Annotated in this window: 13 protein-coding genes; 3 read left to right on the top strand and 10 right to left on the bottom strand. The window is 65.3% G+C overall.

Features of this window, described 5'->3' with window-relative positions:
* Nucleotides 1–6: 6 nt before the first annotated feature.
* The 8 genes from EJC49_RS08980 to EJC49_RS09015 form a co-directional block, all read right to left on the bottom strand.
* Nucleotides 7–1,638, bottom strand: a complete 1,632-nt coding sequence (locus tag EJC49_RS08980) for an ABC transporter ATP-binding protein (RefSeq protein ID WP_126699426.1) — start codon at nt 1,636–1,638, stop codon at nt 7–9.
* On the bottom strand, nt 1,631–2,137 hold the full coding sequence (locus EJC49_RS08985) for a type II toxin-antitoxin system VapC family toxin (protein ID WP_126699428.1): 507 nt from the start codon (nt 2,135–2,137) through the stop codon (nt 1,631–1,633). Before EJC49_RS08985 ends, EJC49_RS08980 begins: the two co-directional genes overlap by 8 nt.
* Nucleotides 2,137–2,370, bottom strand: coding sequence for a hypothetical protein (locus tag EJC49_RS08990; RefSeq protein WP_126699430.1), 234 nt, complete (start codon nt 2,368–2,370; stop codon nt 2,137–2,139). The genes EJC49_RS08985 and EJC49_RS08990 overlap by 1 nt, the downstream gene beginning before the upstream one ends.
* Before the next feature lie 70 nt (nt 2,371–2,440).
* Nucleotides 2,441–3,592 carry an ABC transporter permease gene (locus tag EJC49_RS08995; protein WP_126699432.1) on the bottom strand — a complete coding sequence of 384 codons (1,152 nt, stop codon included), beginning with the start codon at nt 3,590–3,592 and terminating at the stop codon, nt 2,441–2,443.
* A gap of 1 nt (nt 3,593) precedes the next feature.
* Nucleotides 3,594–4,694 (bottom strand): microcin C ABC transporter permease YejB, encoded by a 1,101-nt coding sequence (locus EJC49_RS09000; RefSeq protein WP_126699434.1) that lies wholly within the window; start codon nt 4,692–4,694, stop codon nt 3,594–3,596.
* A gap of 68 nt (nt 4,695–4,762) precedes the next feature.
* Nucleotides 4,763–6,664, bottom strand: a complete 1,902-nt coding sequence (locus tag EJC49_RS09005; RefSeq protein WP_126699472.1) for an ABC transporter substrate-binding protein — start codon at nt 6,662–6,664, stop codon at nt 4,763–4,765.
* A 15-nt stretch (nt 6,665–6,679) separates the two neighbouring features.
* The gene (locus tag EJC49_RS09010; RefSeq protein WP_126699436.1) at nt 6,680–8,560 is read right to left on the bottom strand and encodes an extracellular solute-binding protein; all 1,881 of its coding nucleotides are present in this window, start codon (nt 8,558–8,560) and stop codon (nt 6,680–6,682) included.
* Nucleotides 8,561–8,711: 151 nt separating this feature from the next.
* Nucleotides 8,712–9,590, bottom strand: coding sequence for a c-type cytochrome (locus EJC49_RS09015; RefSeq protein WP_126699438.1), 879 nt, complete (start codon nt 9,588–9,590; stop codon nt 8,712–8,714).
* Nucleotides 9,591–9,762: 172 nt separating this feature from the next.
* Here EJC49_RS09015 and EJC49_RS09020 point away from each other — a divergent pair, with 172 nt between their 5' ends.
* Together EJC49_RS09020 and EJC49_RS09025 are read left to right on the top strand one after the other, a co-directional pair.
* Nucleotides 9,763–10,497, top strand: a complete 735-nt coding sequence (locus EJC49_RS09020) for a 3-deoxy-manno-octulosonate cytidylyltransferase (RefSeq protein WP_126699440.1) — start codon at nt 9,763–9,765, stop codon at nt 10,495–10,497.
* Nucleotides 10,498–10,499: 2 nt separating this feature from the next.
* Nucleotides 10,500–11,375 carry a prephenate dehydratase gene (locus tag EJC49_RS09025; protein ID WP_126699442.1) on the top strand — a complete coding sequence of 292 codons (876 nt, stop codon included), beginning with the start codon at nt 10,500–10,502 and terminating at the stop codon, nt 11,373–11,375.
* Nucleotides 11,376–11,399: 24 nt separating this feature from the next.
* On the opposite strand, the gene nudC is transcribed toward EJC49_RS09025, so the two are convergent.
* A complete protein-coding gene (nudC, locus tag EJC49_RS09030) occupies nt 11,400–12,344 on the bottom strand; it encodes an NAD(+) diphosphatase (protein ID WP_126699444.1) in 945 nt (314 codons plus the stop codon).
* A 25-nt stretch (nt 12,345–12,369) separates the two neighbouring features.
* A complete protein-coding gene (locus tag EJC49_RS09035) occupies nt 12,370–12,789 on the bottom strand; it encodes an HIT domain-containing protein (protein ID WP_126699446.1) in 420 nt (139 codons plus the stop codon).
* Between the two features lie 199 nt (nt 12,790–12,988).
* Here EJC49_RS09035 and EJC49_RS09040 point away from each other — a divergent pair, with 199 nt between their 5' ends.
* A complete protein-coding gene (locus EJC49_RS09040) occupies nt 12,989–14,599 on the top strand; it encodes a GMC family oxidoreductase (protein ID WP_126699474.1) in 1,611 nt (536 codons plus the stop codon).
* Nucleotides 14,600–14,609: the final 10 nt, after the last annotated feature.

A 14,609-nucleotide genomic window follows, 5' to 3' on the forward strand; every position in this document is an offset into this window, starting at 1 on the left:
TGCGCGCTACTCGCTGACCACGCCCTGCGGCGCGGTGGCGATGTCGAAGGCCGCCGCGATCAGCGCCTTCGTATAATCGGTCTTCGGCCGGTCGAAAATCTCGTCAGACGAGCCGGCCTCGACCACCTTGCCATTGCGCATGACGATCACCTCGTTGGCCAGCGCCCGGACCACCCGCAAATCGTGGCTGATGAACAGGTAGGCGAGATCGTGCTTCTTCTGGAGATCGCGCAGGAGATCGACGACCTGCGCCTGCACGCTCATGTCGAGCGCCGACGTCGGCTCGTCGAGCATGACGAATTTCGGCTTCAGCACCATGGCGCGGGCAATCGCGATGCGCTGGCGCTGTCCACCGGAGAATTCGTGCGGATATCGGAAGCGCGTCTGCGGATCGAGGCCGACCTCGTTCAGGACCCCGACCACGAGATCGTCGCGGTCGTCGGCCGAGAGCTTCGGCTGGTGGATGCGAAGGCCTTCCTCGATGATCTCGGAGACCGACATGCGCGGGCTGAGAGAACCGAACGGATCCTGGAAGACGATCTGCACTTCGCTGCGCAGCGGACGCATGTCGTTGAAGGAGAGGGTGTCGATCTGGCGGTCGCCGAAGCCGATCTTGCCGCGTGACGAGATCATCCGGCAAAGCGCCAGGCCCAGCGTCGTCTTGCCAGAGCCGGATTCGCCGACCACGCCCACCGTCTGTCCGGCGCGAACGGTCACGTCGATACCATCGACCGCCTTCACATGGTCGACCGTGCGGCGCAGGAATCCCTTCTTGATCGGGAACCAGACCTTCATGTCCTCGCCCGTCATGACCGCGCGTGCGGAGGGATCGCTTTTCGGCGGCTGGCCCTTCGGTTCGGCCGCCAGCAGATGCCGGGTGTATTCGTGCTGCGGGTCTGCGAAGATGCGCTCGGTCGGGCCGGCTTCGACGATCCGGCCCTTGCTCATGACGCAGACGCGATCGGCGATCCGGCGCACGATGCCGAGGTCATGGGTGATGAACAGCATGGACATGCCGTTCCTGGCCTTGAGCCCATCGAGAAGTTCGAGGATCTGCGCCTGCACGGTCACGTCGAGCGCCGTGGTCGGTTCGTCGGCAATCAGCAGCTTCGGCTCGTTGGCGAGCGCCATGGCAATCATGACGCGCTGGCGCTGACCGCCGGAAAGCTGGTGCGGATAGGCATCGAGCCGCTTCTCGGGCTCGCGGATGCCGACTTCCAGGAGAAGCGCGATCGCGCGGTCGCGGGCCTGACGGTCGCTCATGCCCTGATGCAGCTTCAGGACCTCGCCGATCTGCCGCTCGATGGTGTGAAGCGGGTTGAGCGAGGTCATCGGCTCCTGGAAGATCATGGTGATGTCGCGACCGCGGACCTTGCGCAGGTCCGCGTCGTCCTTCGCCAGCAGGTCCTGGCCATTGAACAGGATCGACCCCGACGGATGGCTGGCAGACGGATAGGGCAGCAGCTTCAGGACCGACAATGCCGACACCGATTTGCCCGAACCGGATTCGCCGACGAGCGCGATCGTCTCGCCGGGAGCAATGTCGAAGGAAATGTGGTCGACGGCGATCTGCTCGCGCCCCCCTTGCGTGAACGCGACGGACAGATCCCGGACGGACAGGAGGGGGAATCTAGTCAATTTGGGGCTCGCTCCGGGTGATAGTGCGAAGTACGTCCGGGTCTGGCCGAAGCACATCCAAGATGGAAGGCCCTCGAGTGAGCCCCCAACGCGTATGAAAGAGCTCGATCCGATCGGGAATACGCGTATCGCCACTGAGGAAATGACTGCAGCCGAAGCCTATTGCCGTCGACAGGTGAATCGCGTCGGGGAGCTTGATGGACCCGTACTGGGAGCGAAGAACGGCTGCGTATCGCAACGCAGAACTGTGAACTGGGCCGATCTCCATGAACCCGCCGGGGGTCATCCAACTTTCGTACTGCTGGATGAGACGGTCATCCTGCTCGCGGTAGGGTTTCACTAAAAGTTCGGCCAGGGTCAATTCGCTCGTGCACAGAAAAGGCGTGGAAGACGTCTCCTGTCCGACGGCCAACTCTGTAAGGAGAGACGCCCGCTCATCCTTTCCCTCACCGAGCAGAATCAGGATGTTGGCGTCGAGATAGAGACGCTTGATCTCCATCAACGCTCCCACTCGTCGCGCAACTCGCGAATGCGGGCAACGGCTTCATCCATGGTGACACCGGGTGCGTTTTCGCGGGCTGCCCGTAGGCTCTTCAACAACGCCTCGCGACCGAGCGGTATCCGCTCTTCCTCTTCGATCGTAACGCGCACTGACGCGCCAATGGCAATCCCCTCCCGCAACTCGGCAGGCAGTTTCGACGCAGGATAGTTTTCACGCACGACCTTGTTCATGTCTGGGCAGCCATCTTGACGCGGACATCGTAGTGGTCACGGTGCTTTCGATCAAACCAACTTTCCATCATCACCGGAACGTCTTCCTCGGGTCGAAGGCGTCGCGGGTCGCCTCGCCGATGAAGATCAGCAGCGACAGCATCAGCGAGATCACGAAGAATCCCGACATCGCGAGCCAGGGGGCGTTGAGATTGTTCTGCCCCTGCTTGAGGAGTTCGCCAAGCGAGGCCGAGCCGGGCGGCAGGCCGAAGCCGAGGAAATCCAGAGAGGTGAGAGTCGTGATCGAGCCGTTCAGGATGAAGGGCAGAAAGGTCAGCGTCGCCACCATCGCGTTCGGCAAGAGGTGCCGGAACATGATGGTGCGGTTGGGCACGCCGAGCGCCCGCGCGGCGTTGACATATTCGAAGTTGCGCGCCCGCAGGAACTCCGCGCGCACGATGCCGACGAAGCCGACCCAAGAAAACAGCAGCATGATGCCGAGCAGGATGAAGAAGCCCGGCGGCAACACGGCCGCGATGATCAGGAGCAGGTAGAGCACGGGGATCGACGACCAGATCTCGATGAAGCGCTGGAAGATCAGGTCGGTCCAGCCGCCGAAATAGCCCTGGATGGCGCCGGCCGAGACGCCGATGACGGCCGAGCAGAGCGTCAGGGCCAGGCCGAACAGCACAGAGATGCGGAAGCCGTAGATGACGCGGGCGAGCACGTCGCGGGTCTGGTCGTCGGTTCCGAGCCAGTTCCAGTTGCCGATCGTGCAGGCCGGATCCTCGGCGCCCAGCGGGTAGCGCTGGCAGCGCGTCTCCCGGTCGTACATCCAGGACGGTTTGGCGGGGGCGGCTTCGGGAATCTCGTTGTTGACCGTGCGGTAGGAATAGCGGACCGGCGGCCAGAGGATCCAGCCATTGGCCTCGATTTCCTCGTAGATCACCGGGTCACGATAGTCGGTCACCGCGAGGAAGCCGCCGAACTTCTCCTCGGGATAGTCGACGACGACCGGGAACAGCAGTTCGCCCTGATAGGAAACGAGGATCGGCTTGTCGTTGGCGATGACGTTGGCCAGCATCGACAGCACGAAGAGCACGATGAAGATCCACAGCGACCAGTAGCCGCGACGGTTGGCCTTGAAATTCTGCCAGCGCCGCTGGTTGAGCGGCGACAGGAATGGCCGGATGCGGCGCGAACGGATGCGCTCGACCTCGCCCTTCAGGATGACGTCCGACACCTCAGACCTCCCTGCGCTCGAAATCGATCCGCGGATCGATCCAGGTGTAGGTGAGGTCGGAGATCAGCGCGACGAAGAGGCCGATCAGCGAGAAGATGTAGAGATTGGCGAAGACGACGGGATAATCGCGGTCGAGCACCGAGCGGAAGCCGAGCAGCCCGAGACCGTCGAGCGAGAAGATGTTCTCGATCAGGAGCGAGCCGGTGAAGAATGCCGAGATGAACGCTCCGGGGAAGCCGGCGATGATGATCAGCATGGCGTTGCGGAAGACGTGCCGGTAGAGCACCTGGCGCTCGGACAGGCCCTTCGCCCGCGCGGTGATCACGTATTGCTTGCGGATTTCCTCCAGGAAGGAGTTCTTGGTCAGCAGCGTGGTGGTGGCGAAGGCCGACAGGACCATGGCCGTCAGCGGCAGTGTCAGGTGCCAGAAATAGTCGACGATCTTGCCCCAGAGCGACAGCTGGTCCCAGTTGTCGGATGTCAGGCCGCGGAGCGGGAAGAAGTCCCAGAACGACCCGCCGGCGAAGAGCACCAGCAAAAGGATGGCGAACAGGAAGCTCGGGATCGCATAGGCGACGATGATCACCCCGCTCGTCCAGACGTCGAAGGTCGAGCCGTCCTTCACGGCCTTGCGGATGCCGAGCGGGATCGAGATCGCATAGGAGATCAGCGTCAGCCAGAGCCCCAGCGAGATCGACACGGGCATCTTTTCGAGGATCAGGTCGAGAACCGAGATGTCGCGGAAGAAGCTCTCGCCGAAATCGAAGCGGGCATAGTCCCACAGCATGCCGAAGAAGCGCTCGAGCGGCGGCTTGTCGAAGCCGAACTGTATCTCCAGCTGCTTGATGAATTCCGGGTCCAGCCCCTGGGCGCCGCGATACCGGGAGGACATCTCGCCGCTGGCGTCGAAGTTCTGGCCGACCGAATCGCCGCCGCCGCCCGAAATGCGGTCGGTCGCGTCGCCCGCCTGGCCGGAAATGCGGGCGATCACCTGCTCGACCGGTCCACCCGGTGCGAACTGAATGACGGTGAAGGATATCGCCATGATGCCGAAAAGCGTCGGGATCATCAGCAGAAGGCGTCGAAGGATGTAGGCGCCCATCAGGTGGATCCGGATTTCGATTCGCGGCGGGGTCGAGAATGGCTCATCTGTGTCATGCGAAGCTTGCGTCAGCCGGACATGCCGGTTGCCTGGATGCGATCGGGCCGCGTCCACCAGGTGTCGAGTACGCCGAGACCGAACCGTTGCGCAACCTCGGGCCTGTCATAATGATCCCAGTAGGCCAGCCAGCGCGTCGGCTTGTACCATTGGAAGATGTAGTAGTGCTGCGCGCGCAGGATCCGGTCCAGCGCCCGGTTGGCGGTCCTGAACGCCTCCCAGCTCTCTGCCCCGATGGCCTTGTCGAGCATGGCGTCGACGGCCGGGTGGGCCACGCCCGCCATGTTCATCGAGCCGGGCGCGTTGGCGCTCTCGGACCCGAAGGACTGCCGGATGCCGCGGCTTGGATAGGGCGACATGGAATGGCGAGAGACGATCATGTCGAAATCGAACTGCCGCGTGCGCAAGGAATATTGAGACGCGTCCACCAGCCGGTAGGTCGCGTCGATGCCAACCTGCCGGAGATTGCGGATGAAGGCATTGTGGTGCGGTTCGAAGGTCTGGCTGTTGTTGAGGAACTCGATCGTCAGCCGCTCGCCCGACGGGAGAACGATGCGCCCGCCCTGCCGCGTGCATCCGGCCGCCTCCAGCAGCGCGATCGCGTCGCGCTGGCGCTCGCGAATGCGGCCCGAGGCGTCGCTGACCGGTGGAACGAACGGCTCGGCGAAGACGGAATCCGGCAGTTCGGCCCGGAACGGCTCCAGCAACGCCAGCTCGGCGTCGTCGGGGCGTCCGACGGCCTTGTGCTCGGTCATTTCGTAGAAGGACATCGAACGCTCGTAGGAGTTGAACATGATGTTCTTGTTCGTCCATTCGAAGTCGAACAGAAGCGCGATGGCCTCGCGGACCTTCGGATCGGCGAATTTCTCCCGGCGCGTGTTGAAGAACCAGGCCTGGCCGGCCGACGGCGTCTCGTCGGGCACTTCGGCGGTCTTGACCCGGCCGTCGGCGATGGCCGGAAAAGTGTAGTCGCTCGCCCAGTTGCGCGAGGTGAACTCCTCACGAAAGAGGATGACACCCGCCTTGAACGCCTCGAAGGAGGCGTTTCGGTCGCGAAAGTAATCGAAGCGGATGCGATCGAAATTGAAGCGTCCGCGCATGACCGGCAGGTCGGCCGCCCAGTCGTCCTCGACCCTGTCGAACTCGATGAAGGTGCCGAAATTGTAGCGACCCACCCGGTAGGGGCCCGAGCCCAGCGGTCCTTCCGAGAGCGTGGCGTCGAAGGTACGCCCCTCCCACCAGGCACGCGACATGATGGGGCAGCCCGCCGCGACGGTGAACACGGTCGAAATGCCGGCCAGCGGATGCAGCCGCACGGAAACGGTGCGGGCGTCCGGCGCCTCGATCGCCTCGATCTGCCGCAGCGTGCTCGCCAGGTTCTCGTGCCCTTCGTCTCGCAGCTTCTCCAGCGAGAAGACCACGTCGTCGGCCGTGATGGGGGTGCCGTCGTGGAAGGCCGCCTGGGGGCGCAGCGTGAAACGCCAGGTCGAGCGGTCCTCGCCGAGCGTGATCGATTCGGCCGCATAGGCATAGTAGGCGCCCATTTCGTCGGCCGAGCCGGCCAGAAGGGTGGCGAATGTCAGCCCCATGCCGGCGGCGCCGTTTCCGCGCAGCACATAGGCATTGAGCGTGTCGAACGTGTCGGGTGCCTGGTTGAGCGACCACTGGGACAGTTGCGTGACGATGCGTCCGCCCTTGGGCGCCGCCGGGTCGACATAGTCGAAATGCTCGAAATCCGGACCGTATTTCAGTTCACCGAACGGCGAGATGCCGTGCAGCGTCGTGCCGGTTTCGATCTGGGCAAAGGCATCGCGCGCCAGCAGCGGCACGCCGGCCAGTGCCGAGAGGAACGGCGCCAGCGCGCCAGCACCCGACGCCTTGAGGAAGTCGCGACGAGACGATCCGCCCATCATGGTCATGCTCCGCGCTCAGTTCTGGCTTCGGTACTTGGCGGCGAGGGCTGCTTCCTTCTCGGTGTCGACCCACCAGGAATCGATGTCCACGCCGGCATAGGCGGGCTGCGTGTCCGGCATGCCGAACTTGTTCCAGTAGGCGAGCCAGACCTCCGGCCGGTGCCATTGCGGCACGACGTAGAAGTTCCACAGAAGGACCCGATCCAGCGCGTGGGTCGCCGCCACCAGTTCATCGCGATCCTTCGCGAAGATGACCTTGTCGACCAGCGCGTCGACCACGGGATCCTTGATGCCGACGAGATTGCGCGATCCCGGCTGGTCGGCGGCCTCCGATCCCCAGAATTCGCGCTGCTCGTTGCCGGGCGAGAGCGATTGGGCGAACTGGCCCGTGAGCGAATCGAAATCGAACGCGCGATAGCGGTTCACGTATTGCGCCGGATCGATGATGCGGAGCGATGCGTCGATGCCGAGCTTGCGCAGGTTGGCGATGAAGGAACCGGCGATGATCTCGTCGGTCGGGCCGCGTCCGAGGAACTCGATCCGGAACTGCTCGCCGCGTTCGTTCACGAGCCTCCCGCCCTTGACCGTCCAGCCGGCCTCGGCAAACAGACGCACCGCCTCGCGGAGGTTCTGGCGCTCGGACTGCGGCGTGTCGTAGACCGGCAGCTTGAACTCCTTGTCGAAGACCTCCGGCGGAAGCCTGTCGCGGAACTCCTCCAGGATCTCCAGTTCGCGCCCTTGCGGCAGGCCCGAGGATGCGAGTTCGCCGCCTTCGAAATAGGACGTCGTCCGGGTGTTGGAATTGTAGAACAGGTTGCGGTTCATGCTTTCGAAGTCGAGCGCCCATGTCAGCGCCTCCCGCACGCGGCGATCCTGGAACTGCGGCCGCCGCAGATTGAGCACGAAGGCCTGCATGGCCTCCCCATGCTCGGTCGGGAACTCGGCCTTGACCACGTCGCCTGCCTGCAGGGCCGGGAAATTATACTCGGTGTGCCAGCGCCGCGAACTGTTCTCGAACCGCATGTCGTCCAGCCCGCCCTTGATGAAGGCCTGCCATCCGGCATTCTCGTCCTGGATGTAGACATAGCGGCGGCGATCGAAGTTCTTGCGGCCGACATTGACGGGCAGGTCTCTTGCCCAATGATCTTCCACACGGGTCCAGATGATCTCGGCGCCGGGCCGGAAGCTCGCGATGCGGTAGGCGCCGGAGCCGAGCGGCGGTTCAAGCGTCGGCCGGGTAATGTCGCGGGTGCCGCCCCGATCGTCCGTGCCCTCCCACCAGTGCCGCGGCAGAACCGGCATATCGCCGAGAATGAGCGGAAGCTCGCGGTTTCCGGTCTGGTCGAAGGTGAACAGCACGTCGCGCTCGCCGACGGCTTCGGCGCCGGTCACGTTGGCGAAGTAGCGATTGAAGAAGGGGCTGATCTCCTTCAGCTTGTCGAAGGTCCAGACCACGTCGTCCGCCGTGATCTGTTCACCGTCGTGCCAGCGCGCCGCCGGGTTCAGCCGATAGGTGGCCGATGAATAGTCTTCGGGATAGCGGAAGGCTTCGGCGACCAGAGGATGGCTGGTGCCGGGTTCGTCGATCGACTGCTCCATCAGCGTGTCCCACAGCACCCCGCCCACCTGCGAGAAGCCGGCGGCAGGCGTTCCACGCACGACGAAGGGATTGAACGAATCGAACGTCCCGGACGTGACCGTGTTCAGGGTTCCGCCTTTCGGGGCGTCGGGGTTCACATGCTCGTAGCGTTCGAAGCTCCCGGCATATTTCGATTCGCCGATCAGCGAAGCCGTGGTGCGCCATTCGCCTTCGGTCGACTGAGCCTGGATGGTGGTGGGCATGCCCGCCAGAACGATGGACAGGAGGGCGGCGGCGAAGGGTTTCGTCAGCTGCATTCCGTTTCTCACGTTGGTGGGTTTCCTTCGTCGAAAGGTCATTTCCTGAACATGAACGAGCGTCTCGTCCGCGCGATACGGGTCGACGTTAACAAAAAAAGCCGGGCGGAACCCGGCTTTTTCATGGTGATGGGATTACGTTTTCGTCAGGTCACTGCGCTGCGGGTGCCGTTCCGTCGGCGGGCTGCTCGAGCACCGGCGTTTCGGTGGCGGGCTCGACCGGCGTCGCCGGTTCGGTCGCCGGAGTCTCCGTAGCGGGAGTCTCGGTGGCAGGCGTTTCCGTTGTCGGAGCGGCAGGTGCGGTCTCCGTCGGAGCCGGTGCGGCTTCCTCGGCGGCGGGAGCCGTGTTCTCGGTCGCCGGCTCTTCGGCGGCAGGCTCTTCCACGGCCGGCTCTTCGGTCGCCGGCGCCTCGGCAGCCGGCGCCTCGGGCGCGGCCTCCTCGGCAGCGGGCTCTTCCGGCGCTTCGGCAGCATCGGCCTCGACCTCCGGCAGGGGTGCCGGATTGTCGGACAGCGTGTGCAGGTAGGCGATGATGTCGGCGCGATCCTGCGGGTTCCTCAGGCCGGCGAAGCCCATCGCGGTGCCGCGGATCAGGCCGCGGGGGGATGCGATGAAATGATCCAGGTGATCATAGTCCCAGACCACCGTGCCACCTTCGGAGAACTCGCGCATGGCGCCGGAATAGGCGAAGCCTTCATGGGTGGCGACCGGGCGGTTGACGATGTCCCAGAGGTTGGGGCCGACCTTGTTGGCGCCGCCGTTCTCGGCGGTGTGGCAGGCCACGCACCGTCCATAGAGGGATTCGCCCTTGGCGACATCGACCGATGCGAGGCGCACGGCGATGGACTCGACCTCGGGCTCTGCCGGGCCGGATGCGCCTTCTTCCGGCTCGGCCACCGCGATGGCGTAGCCGGGGGTCTCCGGCGCCGGGCTCGCGAAGATCGCGTCCGAGGCGAGCGAGACGGAGAACATGACGAAGACAGCGCCGAGAAGGCCGCCCAGCAGTTTGTTGAGTTCGAAGGAATCCATAGACCAGAAGCTCCCGAGGGCGGTGGCAGGCGCCGGCCACGCGCCATATTTCCGACCGGGCGGAGCCGGTCAAATTCGCGCGGAAACTAGGTCTTTTGCTCCTGCGATGCAACTCCTATAAGGGCCGCTCCACGTGAGACCTTTTGACACTTATCCCCCGTCCAGACCGAGCATGTCCGTCCTCATTCTCATCCCCGCGCGGCTGGCCGCGACGCGCCTTCCCGGCAAGCCGCTGGCCGACATCCACGGCCGGCCGATGATCGTGCACGTGGCGGAGCGCGCCGCCGCGAGCGGCCTTGGGCGCACGGCGGTGGCAACCGACAGCGACGAGGTGTTGCGGGCCGTTCGCGCGCATGGATTCGAAGCCGTGATGACCAGTCCCGACCATCAATCCGGCTCCGACCGCATCCACGAGGCGCTGACCGCGCTTGACCCGGCCGGCAAGGTCGAGTTCGTGGTGAACGTCCAGGGCGACCTCCCGACCATCGACCCCGCCATCATCGGCGCGGCTCTCGAGCCGCTCGCCGCCCCGGAGGTGCAGATCGCCACGCTCGGTGTCGAGATCGTCCGCGAGGAAGAAAAGACGAACCCCAACGTGGTGAAGATCGTCGGCTCGCCGCTGGGCGACGGCCGGCTGCGCGCGCTGTACTTCACGCGGGCGACGGCCCCCTGGGGCGACGGGCCGCTCTACCATCATGTCGGGCTCTACGCCTATCGCCGCGAGGCGCTCGAACGCTTCGTGGCGCTGCCGCCCTCGCCTCTGGAACGGCGCGAGAAGCTGGAGCAGCTGCGGGCGCTGGAAGCCGGGATGCGGATCGACGCCAGGATCGTGGATACGGTGCCGCTCGGCGTCGACACGCCGGATGAACTCGAGCGGGCGCGCCGCCTGCTCGCGCAAGGACAATGAGCATGCCGAACACCGCCAAGACGAACAAGATCTCCTTCCAGGGCGAGCCGGGCGCCAATTCCGACACCGCCTGCCGCAACATGTTTCCAAACATGGAGCCGCTGCCCTGCGCCACGTTCGAGGACGCCTTCGCCGCCGTGGAGACGGGCAAGGCCGACCTGGCGATGATCCCGATCGAAAACACCATCGCCGGCCGCGTCGCCGACATCCACCACCTGCTGCCGGACTCCAAGCTGCACATCGTCGGCGAGTACTTCCTGCCGATCCATTTCCAGCTGATGGTCCTGCCGGGCGTCGGGATCGAGGAGATCAAGGCAGTCTACAGCCACATCCACGCGCTCGGCCAATGCCGCAAGGTGATCCGCAAGCACAAATGGAAGCCGGTCGTGGCCGGGGACACGGCCGGTGCGGCGCGGCTCGTGGCCCAGGAAGGCGAGCGGGCCAATGCCGCGCTGGCGCCGCGGCTGGCCTCGCAGCTCTACGGGCTCGACATCGTGGCGGAGGATGTCGAGGATGCCGAAAACAACGTCACACGCTTCGTCGTGCTGTCGAAGACGAAGCGCTGGACCGAGCGGACGGGCGCCGCGCAGCGCATGATGACGACCTTCATCTTCCGGGTGCGCAACGTGCCCGCCGCGCTCTACAAGGCGATGGGCGGCTTCGCCACCAATGGCGTCAACATGACCAAGCTCGAGAGCTACCAGCTCGGGGGCAAGTTCTTTTCGTCGCTGTTCTACGCCGACATCGAAGGCCATCCCGACGACCGCAACGTCAAGCTGGCGCTGGAAGAGCTGCAGTTCTTCTCGCGCGAGGTGCGCATCCTCGGCGTCTACGAGGCGCATCCGTTCCGCATGACCCAGTCCGAGGACGACGAATAGCAAACAGGCGGGCGCGCCGGCCGGTCAGGCGCCGGCTTCGGCCCATGCCTTGATCAGATGGTGCGCGATCGCCATCGGCGGCGGCGCGGTGATGCCGTCCGGATGAGAGCGTGACAGGATCGCCCGCGTCTCTTCGCGGGTGAACCAGCGGCAGTCTTCCAGTTCCGTGCGGTCGGCGTCGATGTCGTGCGACACCGCCTCGCCGAAGCAGCCGATCATCAGGGAATAGGGGAACGGCCAGGGCTGGCTGGCGTGGTAGACCACCCGCCCGACGCGAATGCCGGATTCCTCGAAGGTCTCGCGCCGCACCGCCGCCTCGATGGTCTCTCCCGGCTCGATGAAGCCCGCCAGGCAGGAATACATGCCCGGCGCAAAATGCGGGCTTCGGCCCATCAGGCAATGGTCCGGCGTGACGGCGAGCATGATGGCGACCGGATCGGTGCGGGGAAAATGCTCGGCGCCGCAGGCCTCGCATTTGCGCTTGTAGCCGCCGGCGCGCATCTGGGTGGCGCCGCCGCAGCGGCCGCAGAACCGGTGCGTCTGGTGCCAGGCGAGCAGGGCCGCGGCCTGGGCCAGTGCGCCGAGCGTGTCGTCGCCGAGCAGGCCCTGCGCATAGATCGAGCGGTAGTCGATCGCCTTCATCTCGTCCGGCAGCGCCTCCGGATCGAGGGCGGCCGGCGCGGCGAGCACCGGACCGGCCTCGTCCCAGCCGAGCAGGACCGCATGTTCGAGCTTCGCCGACAGCGCCTCCGCTTCGGCGCGGTTCATGTAGCCTTCGAAGCCTTTGCCATTCAGGCGCAGATGCATCCGGCCGCCGCGCAAGAGCATGAGGCGGCACGTCGGGTCGGCCAGTGCCGTCTCCACGCAGTCGTCCCGCCGGTTTTCCGAAAGCCGATCGATGCGGTTTCCGGCAAAGCCGACGAAATGGCTCGGCTCGCGTTCGGGCGCGTCGAACAGGGTGAAGCTCATGCGGGGTGCCTTCTGGACATGCAGGTCAGAGCGATGCGCGAATCTGCTCGGCGAAGCGGTAGAGATCCTCGCGCGGCCACGGCTCGCGCGTGCCATGGCCCCAGACCGGGCCGGGCCAGTTCGGATCGCCTTCGCTGCGCGCGACGACGTGGACGTGGAGCTGGCGCACGATGTTGCCAAGCGCGCCGGTGTTGATCTTGGTGCAGCCGGTCGCCTTCTTCAGCGCCTCGCCGACGAGGTTCATCTCGAAGGTGAGCATCGCCTGGTCGAGCGGCGTCAGGTCGTGCAGTTCCTGCATGTCCGGCCGCTGCGGAACGAGGATCAGCCACGGCCAGCGCCTGTCGTTCATGATGCGCAGTTCGCAAAGGCCAAGCCAGGTGACCGGCTCTGTGTCGTTGTCGAGCCGACGATCGAGCACGACGCCTTTCCCATGGTTCTTCAGCACGCAATTCCCCCGGATTCGCCCTGGACGCTAGAGCGCCGGTCCCGCACCCGCAAGGGCCAACCGTCCGTGGCGACCGGTGCAAGCCTGCTCTGCGCGGAATAGGGTGGGCAACGGGTGCAGACCTTGGCTAAAAGAGACGCGGCGTCGGCAACGAGGCCCAGGCAATTCGCGGGAGGGGCAATTGACCGAAGACAACGGCATCGCCGCGTTCGACTACATCATCGCAGGCGCGGGTTCGGCGGGCTGCGTGCTGGCGAACCGGCTGTCGGCCAATCCGAAGAACCGGGTGCTTCTGCTGGAGGGCGGAGGACGGGACAACTGGGTCTGGTTCCACATTCCGGTCGGGTATCTCTTCGCGATCGGCAATCCCCGCGCCGACTGGCTGTTCACCACCCAGCCGGAGCCCGGTCTCAACGGCCGCACACTCGCCTATCCGCGCGGCAAGGTGCTCGGCGGCTCCTCGGCCATCAACGCCATGATCTACATGCGCGGCCAGGCGCGCGACTATGACGGCTGGCGCCAGATGGGCCTGACAGGCTGGGGCTGGGACGACGTGCTGCCCGTCTTCATGAAGCACGAGGATCACGAGAGGCCGCCGAACGAACTGCATGCCAGGGGCGGCGAATGGCGGGTGGAATATCCCCGCCTGCGCTGGGACGTGCTCGATCGCATCCGTGACGCTGCCGAACAGGCCGGCATCGAGAAGATCGACGACTTCAATGCCGGCGACAACACGGGCTCGTCTTATTTTCAGGTCAACCAGAAGATGGGGCGGCGCTGGTCGGCCGCGCGCGGCTTTCTGCGGCCGGCGCTCTCGCGTCCGAACCTGACGGTGGAGACCGGCGCACTGGTCGACCGCGTCGAGATCGTCGACGGACGCGCCAAAACGGTCGTCTATCACAAGGACGGCCAGCTGAGGCGGGCGAGCGCGCGGGGCGAGATCGTGCTGTCGGCGGGTGCCGTGGCCTCGCCCGCCATCCTGGAGCGCTCCGGCATCGGCGACGGAATGAGGCTGGGCGCGCATGGCATCGAGACGCTGGTGCATTCGCCCGGTGTCGGCGAGAACCTGCAGGACCATCTGCAGATCCGGCCGATCTACAAGGTGACCGGCATCACGACGCTGAACGACATGTATGCGAACCTGTTTCGGCGGGCGATGATGGGCGTCGACTACGCGCTGCGAAGGCGCGGGCCGCTCACGATGGCGCCGTCGCAGGTGGGGGCCTTCGTGAAATCCTCGCCGCAATACGAGACGGCCAATCTCGAGTTCCACTTCCAGCCGCTGTCGCTCGACAAGTGGGGCGACGGGCTGCACCCCTTCCCGGCCTTCACCGCCAGCGTCTGCAATCTGCGTCCCTCCTCGCGCGGTTCGATCCACGTGTCGGGGCCGAAAGCCACGGACGCGCCGGCGATCCAGCCGAACTACCTCTCCACGGAGGAAGACCGGCAGGTGGCGGTGGATTCGCTCAAATGGGCGCGCAGGATCGTCGCACAGAAGGCGCTCGAACCTTTCCGGCCGGAGGAATACAAGCCTGGCGCCCACATCCAGTCCGACGAGGAGATGCTGGTGTCGGCGGGCGACCTCGGAACGACGATCTTCCACCCGGTCGGCACCGCGCGCATGGGTATCGACGGCGACCGCATGGCCGTCCTCGACGAGCGCCTGCGCGTGCGCGGCGTCGACGGCCTGCGCGTCATCGATGCGTCGGCCATGCCGACCATCACCTCGGGCAACACCAATTCCCCCACGATCATGATCGCCGAGAAGGGCGCCGGCATGATCATCGAGGATGCGAGGCAGCGCGGCTGAGACGTCGCGC

The organism is Aquibium carbonis (assembly GCF_003970795.1).
GTDB classification, from domain to species: Bacteria; Pseudomonadota; Alphaproteobacteria; order Rhizobiales; family Rhizobiaceae; genus Aquibium; species Aquibium carbonis.

Coding starts and splice junctions, on each gene's coding strand:
- EJC49_RS08985 (WP_126699428.1), bottom strand. CDS start 2,137: ATGGAGATCAAGCGTCTCTATCTCGACGCCAACATCCTGATTCTGCTC.
- EJC49_RS08990 (WP_126699430.1), bottom strand. CDS start 2,370: ATGAACAAGGTCGTGCGTGAAAACTATCCTGCGTCGAAACTGCCTGCC.
- EJC49_RS09000 (WP_126699434.1), bottom strand. CDS start 4,694: ATGGGCGCCTACATCCTTCGACGCCTTCTGCTGATGATCCCGACGCTT.
- EJC49_RS09005 (WP_126699472.1), bottom strand. CDS start 6,664: ATGATGGGCGGATCGTCTCGTCGCGACTTCCTCAAGGCGTCGGGTGCT.
- EJC49_RS09010 (WP_126699436.1), bottom strand. CDS start 8,560: ATGCAGCTGACGAAACCCTTCGCCGCCGCCCTCCTGTCCATCGTTCTG.
- EJC49_RS09015 (WP_126699438.1), bottom strand. CDS start 9,590: ATGGATTCCTTCGAACTCAACAAACTGCTGGGCGGCCTTCTCGGCGCT.
- EJC49_RS09020 (WP_126699440.1), top strand. CDS start 9,763: ATGTCCGTCCTCATTCTCATCCCCGCGCGGCTGGCCGCGACGCGCCTT.
- EJC49_RS09025 (WP_126699442.1), top strand. CDS start 10,500: ATGCCGAACACCGCCAAGACGAACAAGATCTCCTTCCAGGGCGAGCCG.
- nudC (WP_126699444.1), bottom strand. CDS start 12,344: ATGAGCTTCACCCTGTTCGACGCGCCCGAACGCGAGCCGAGCCATTTC.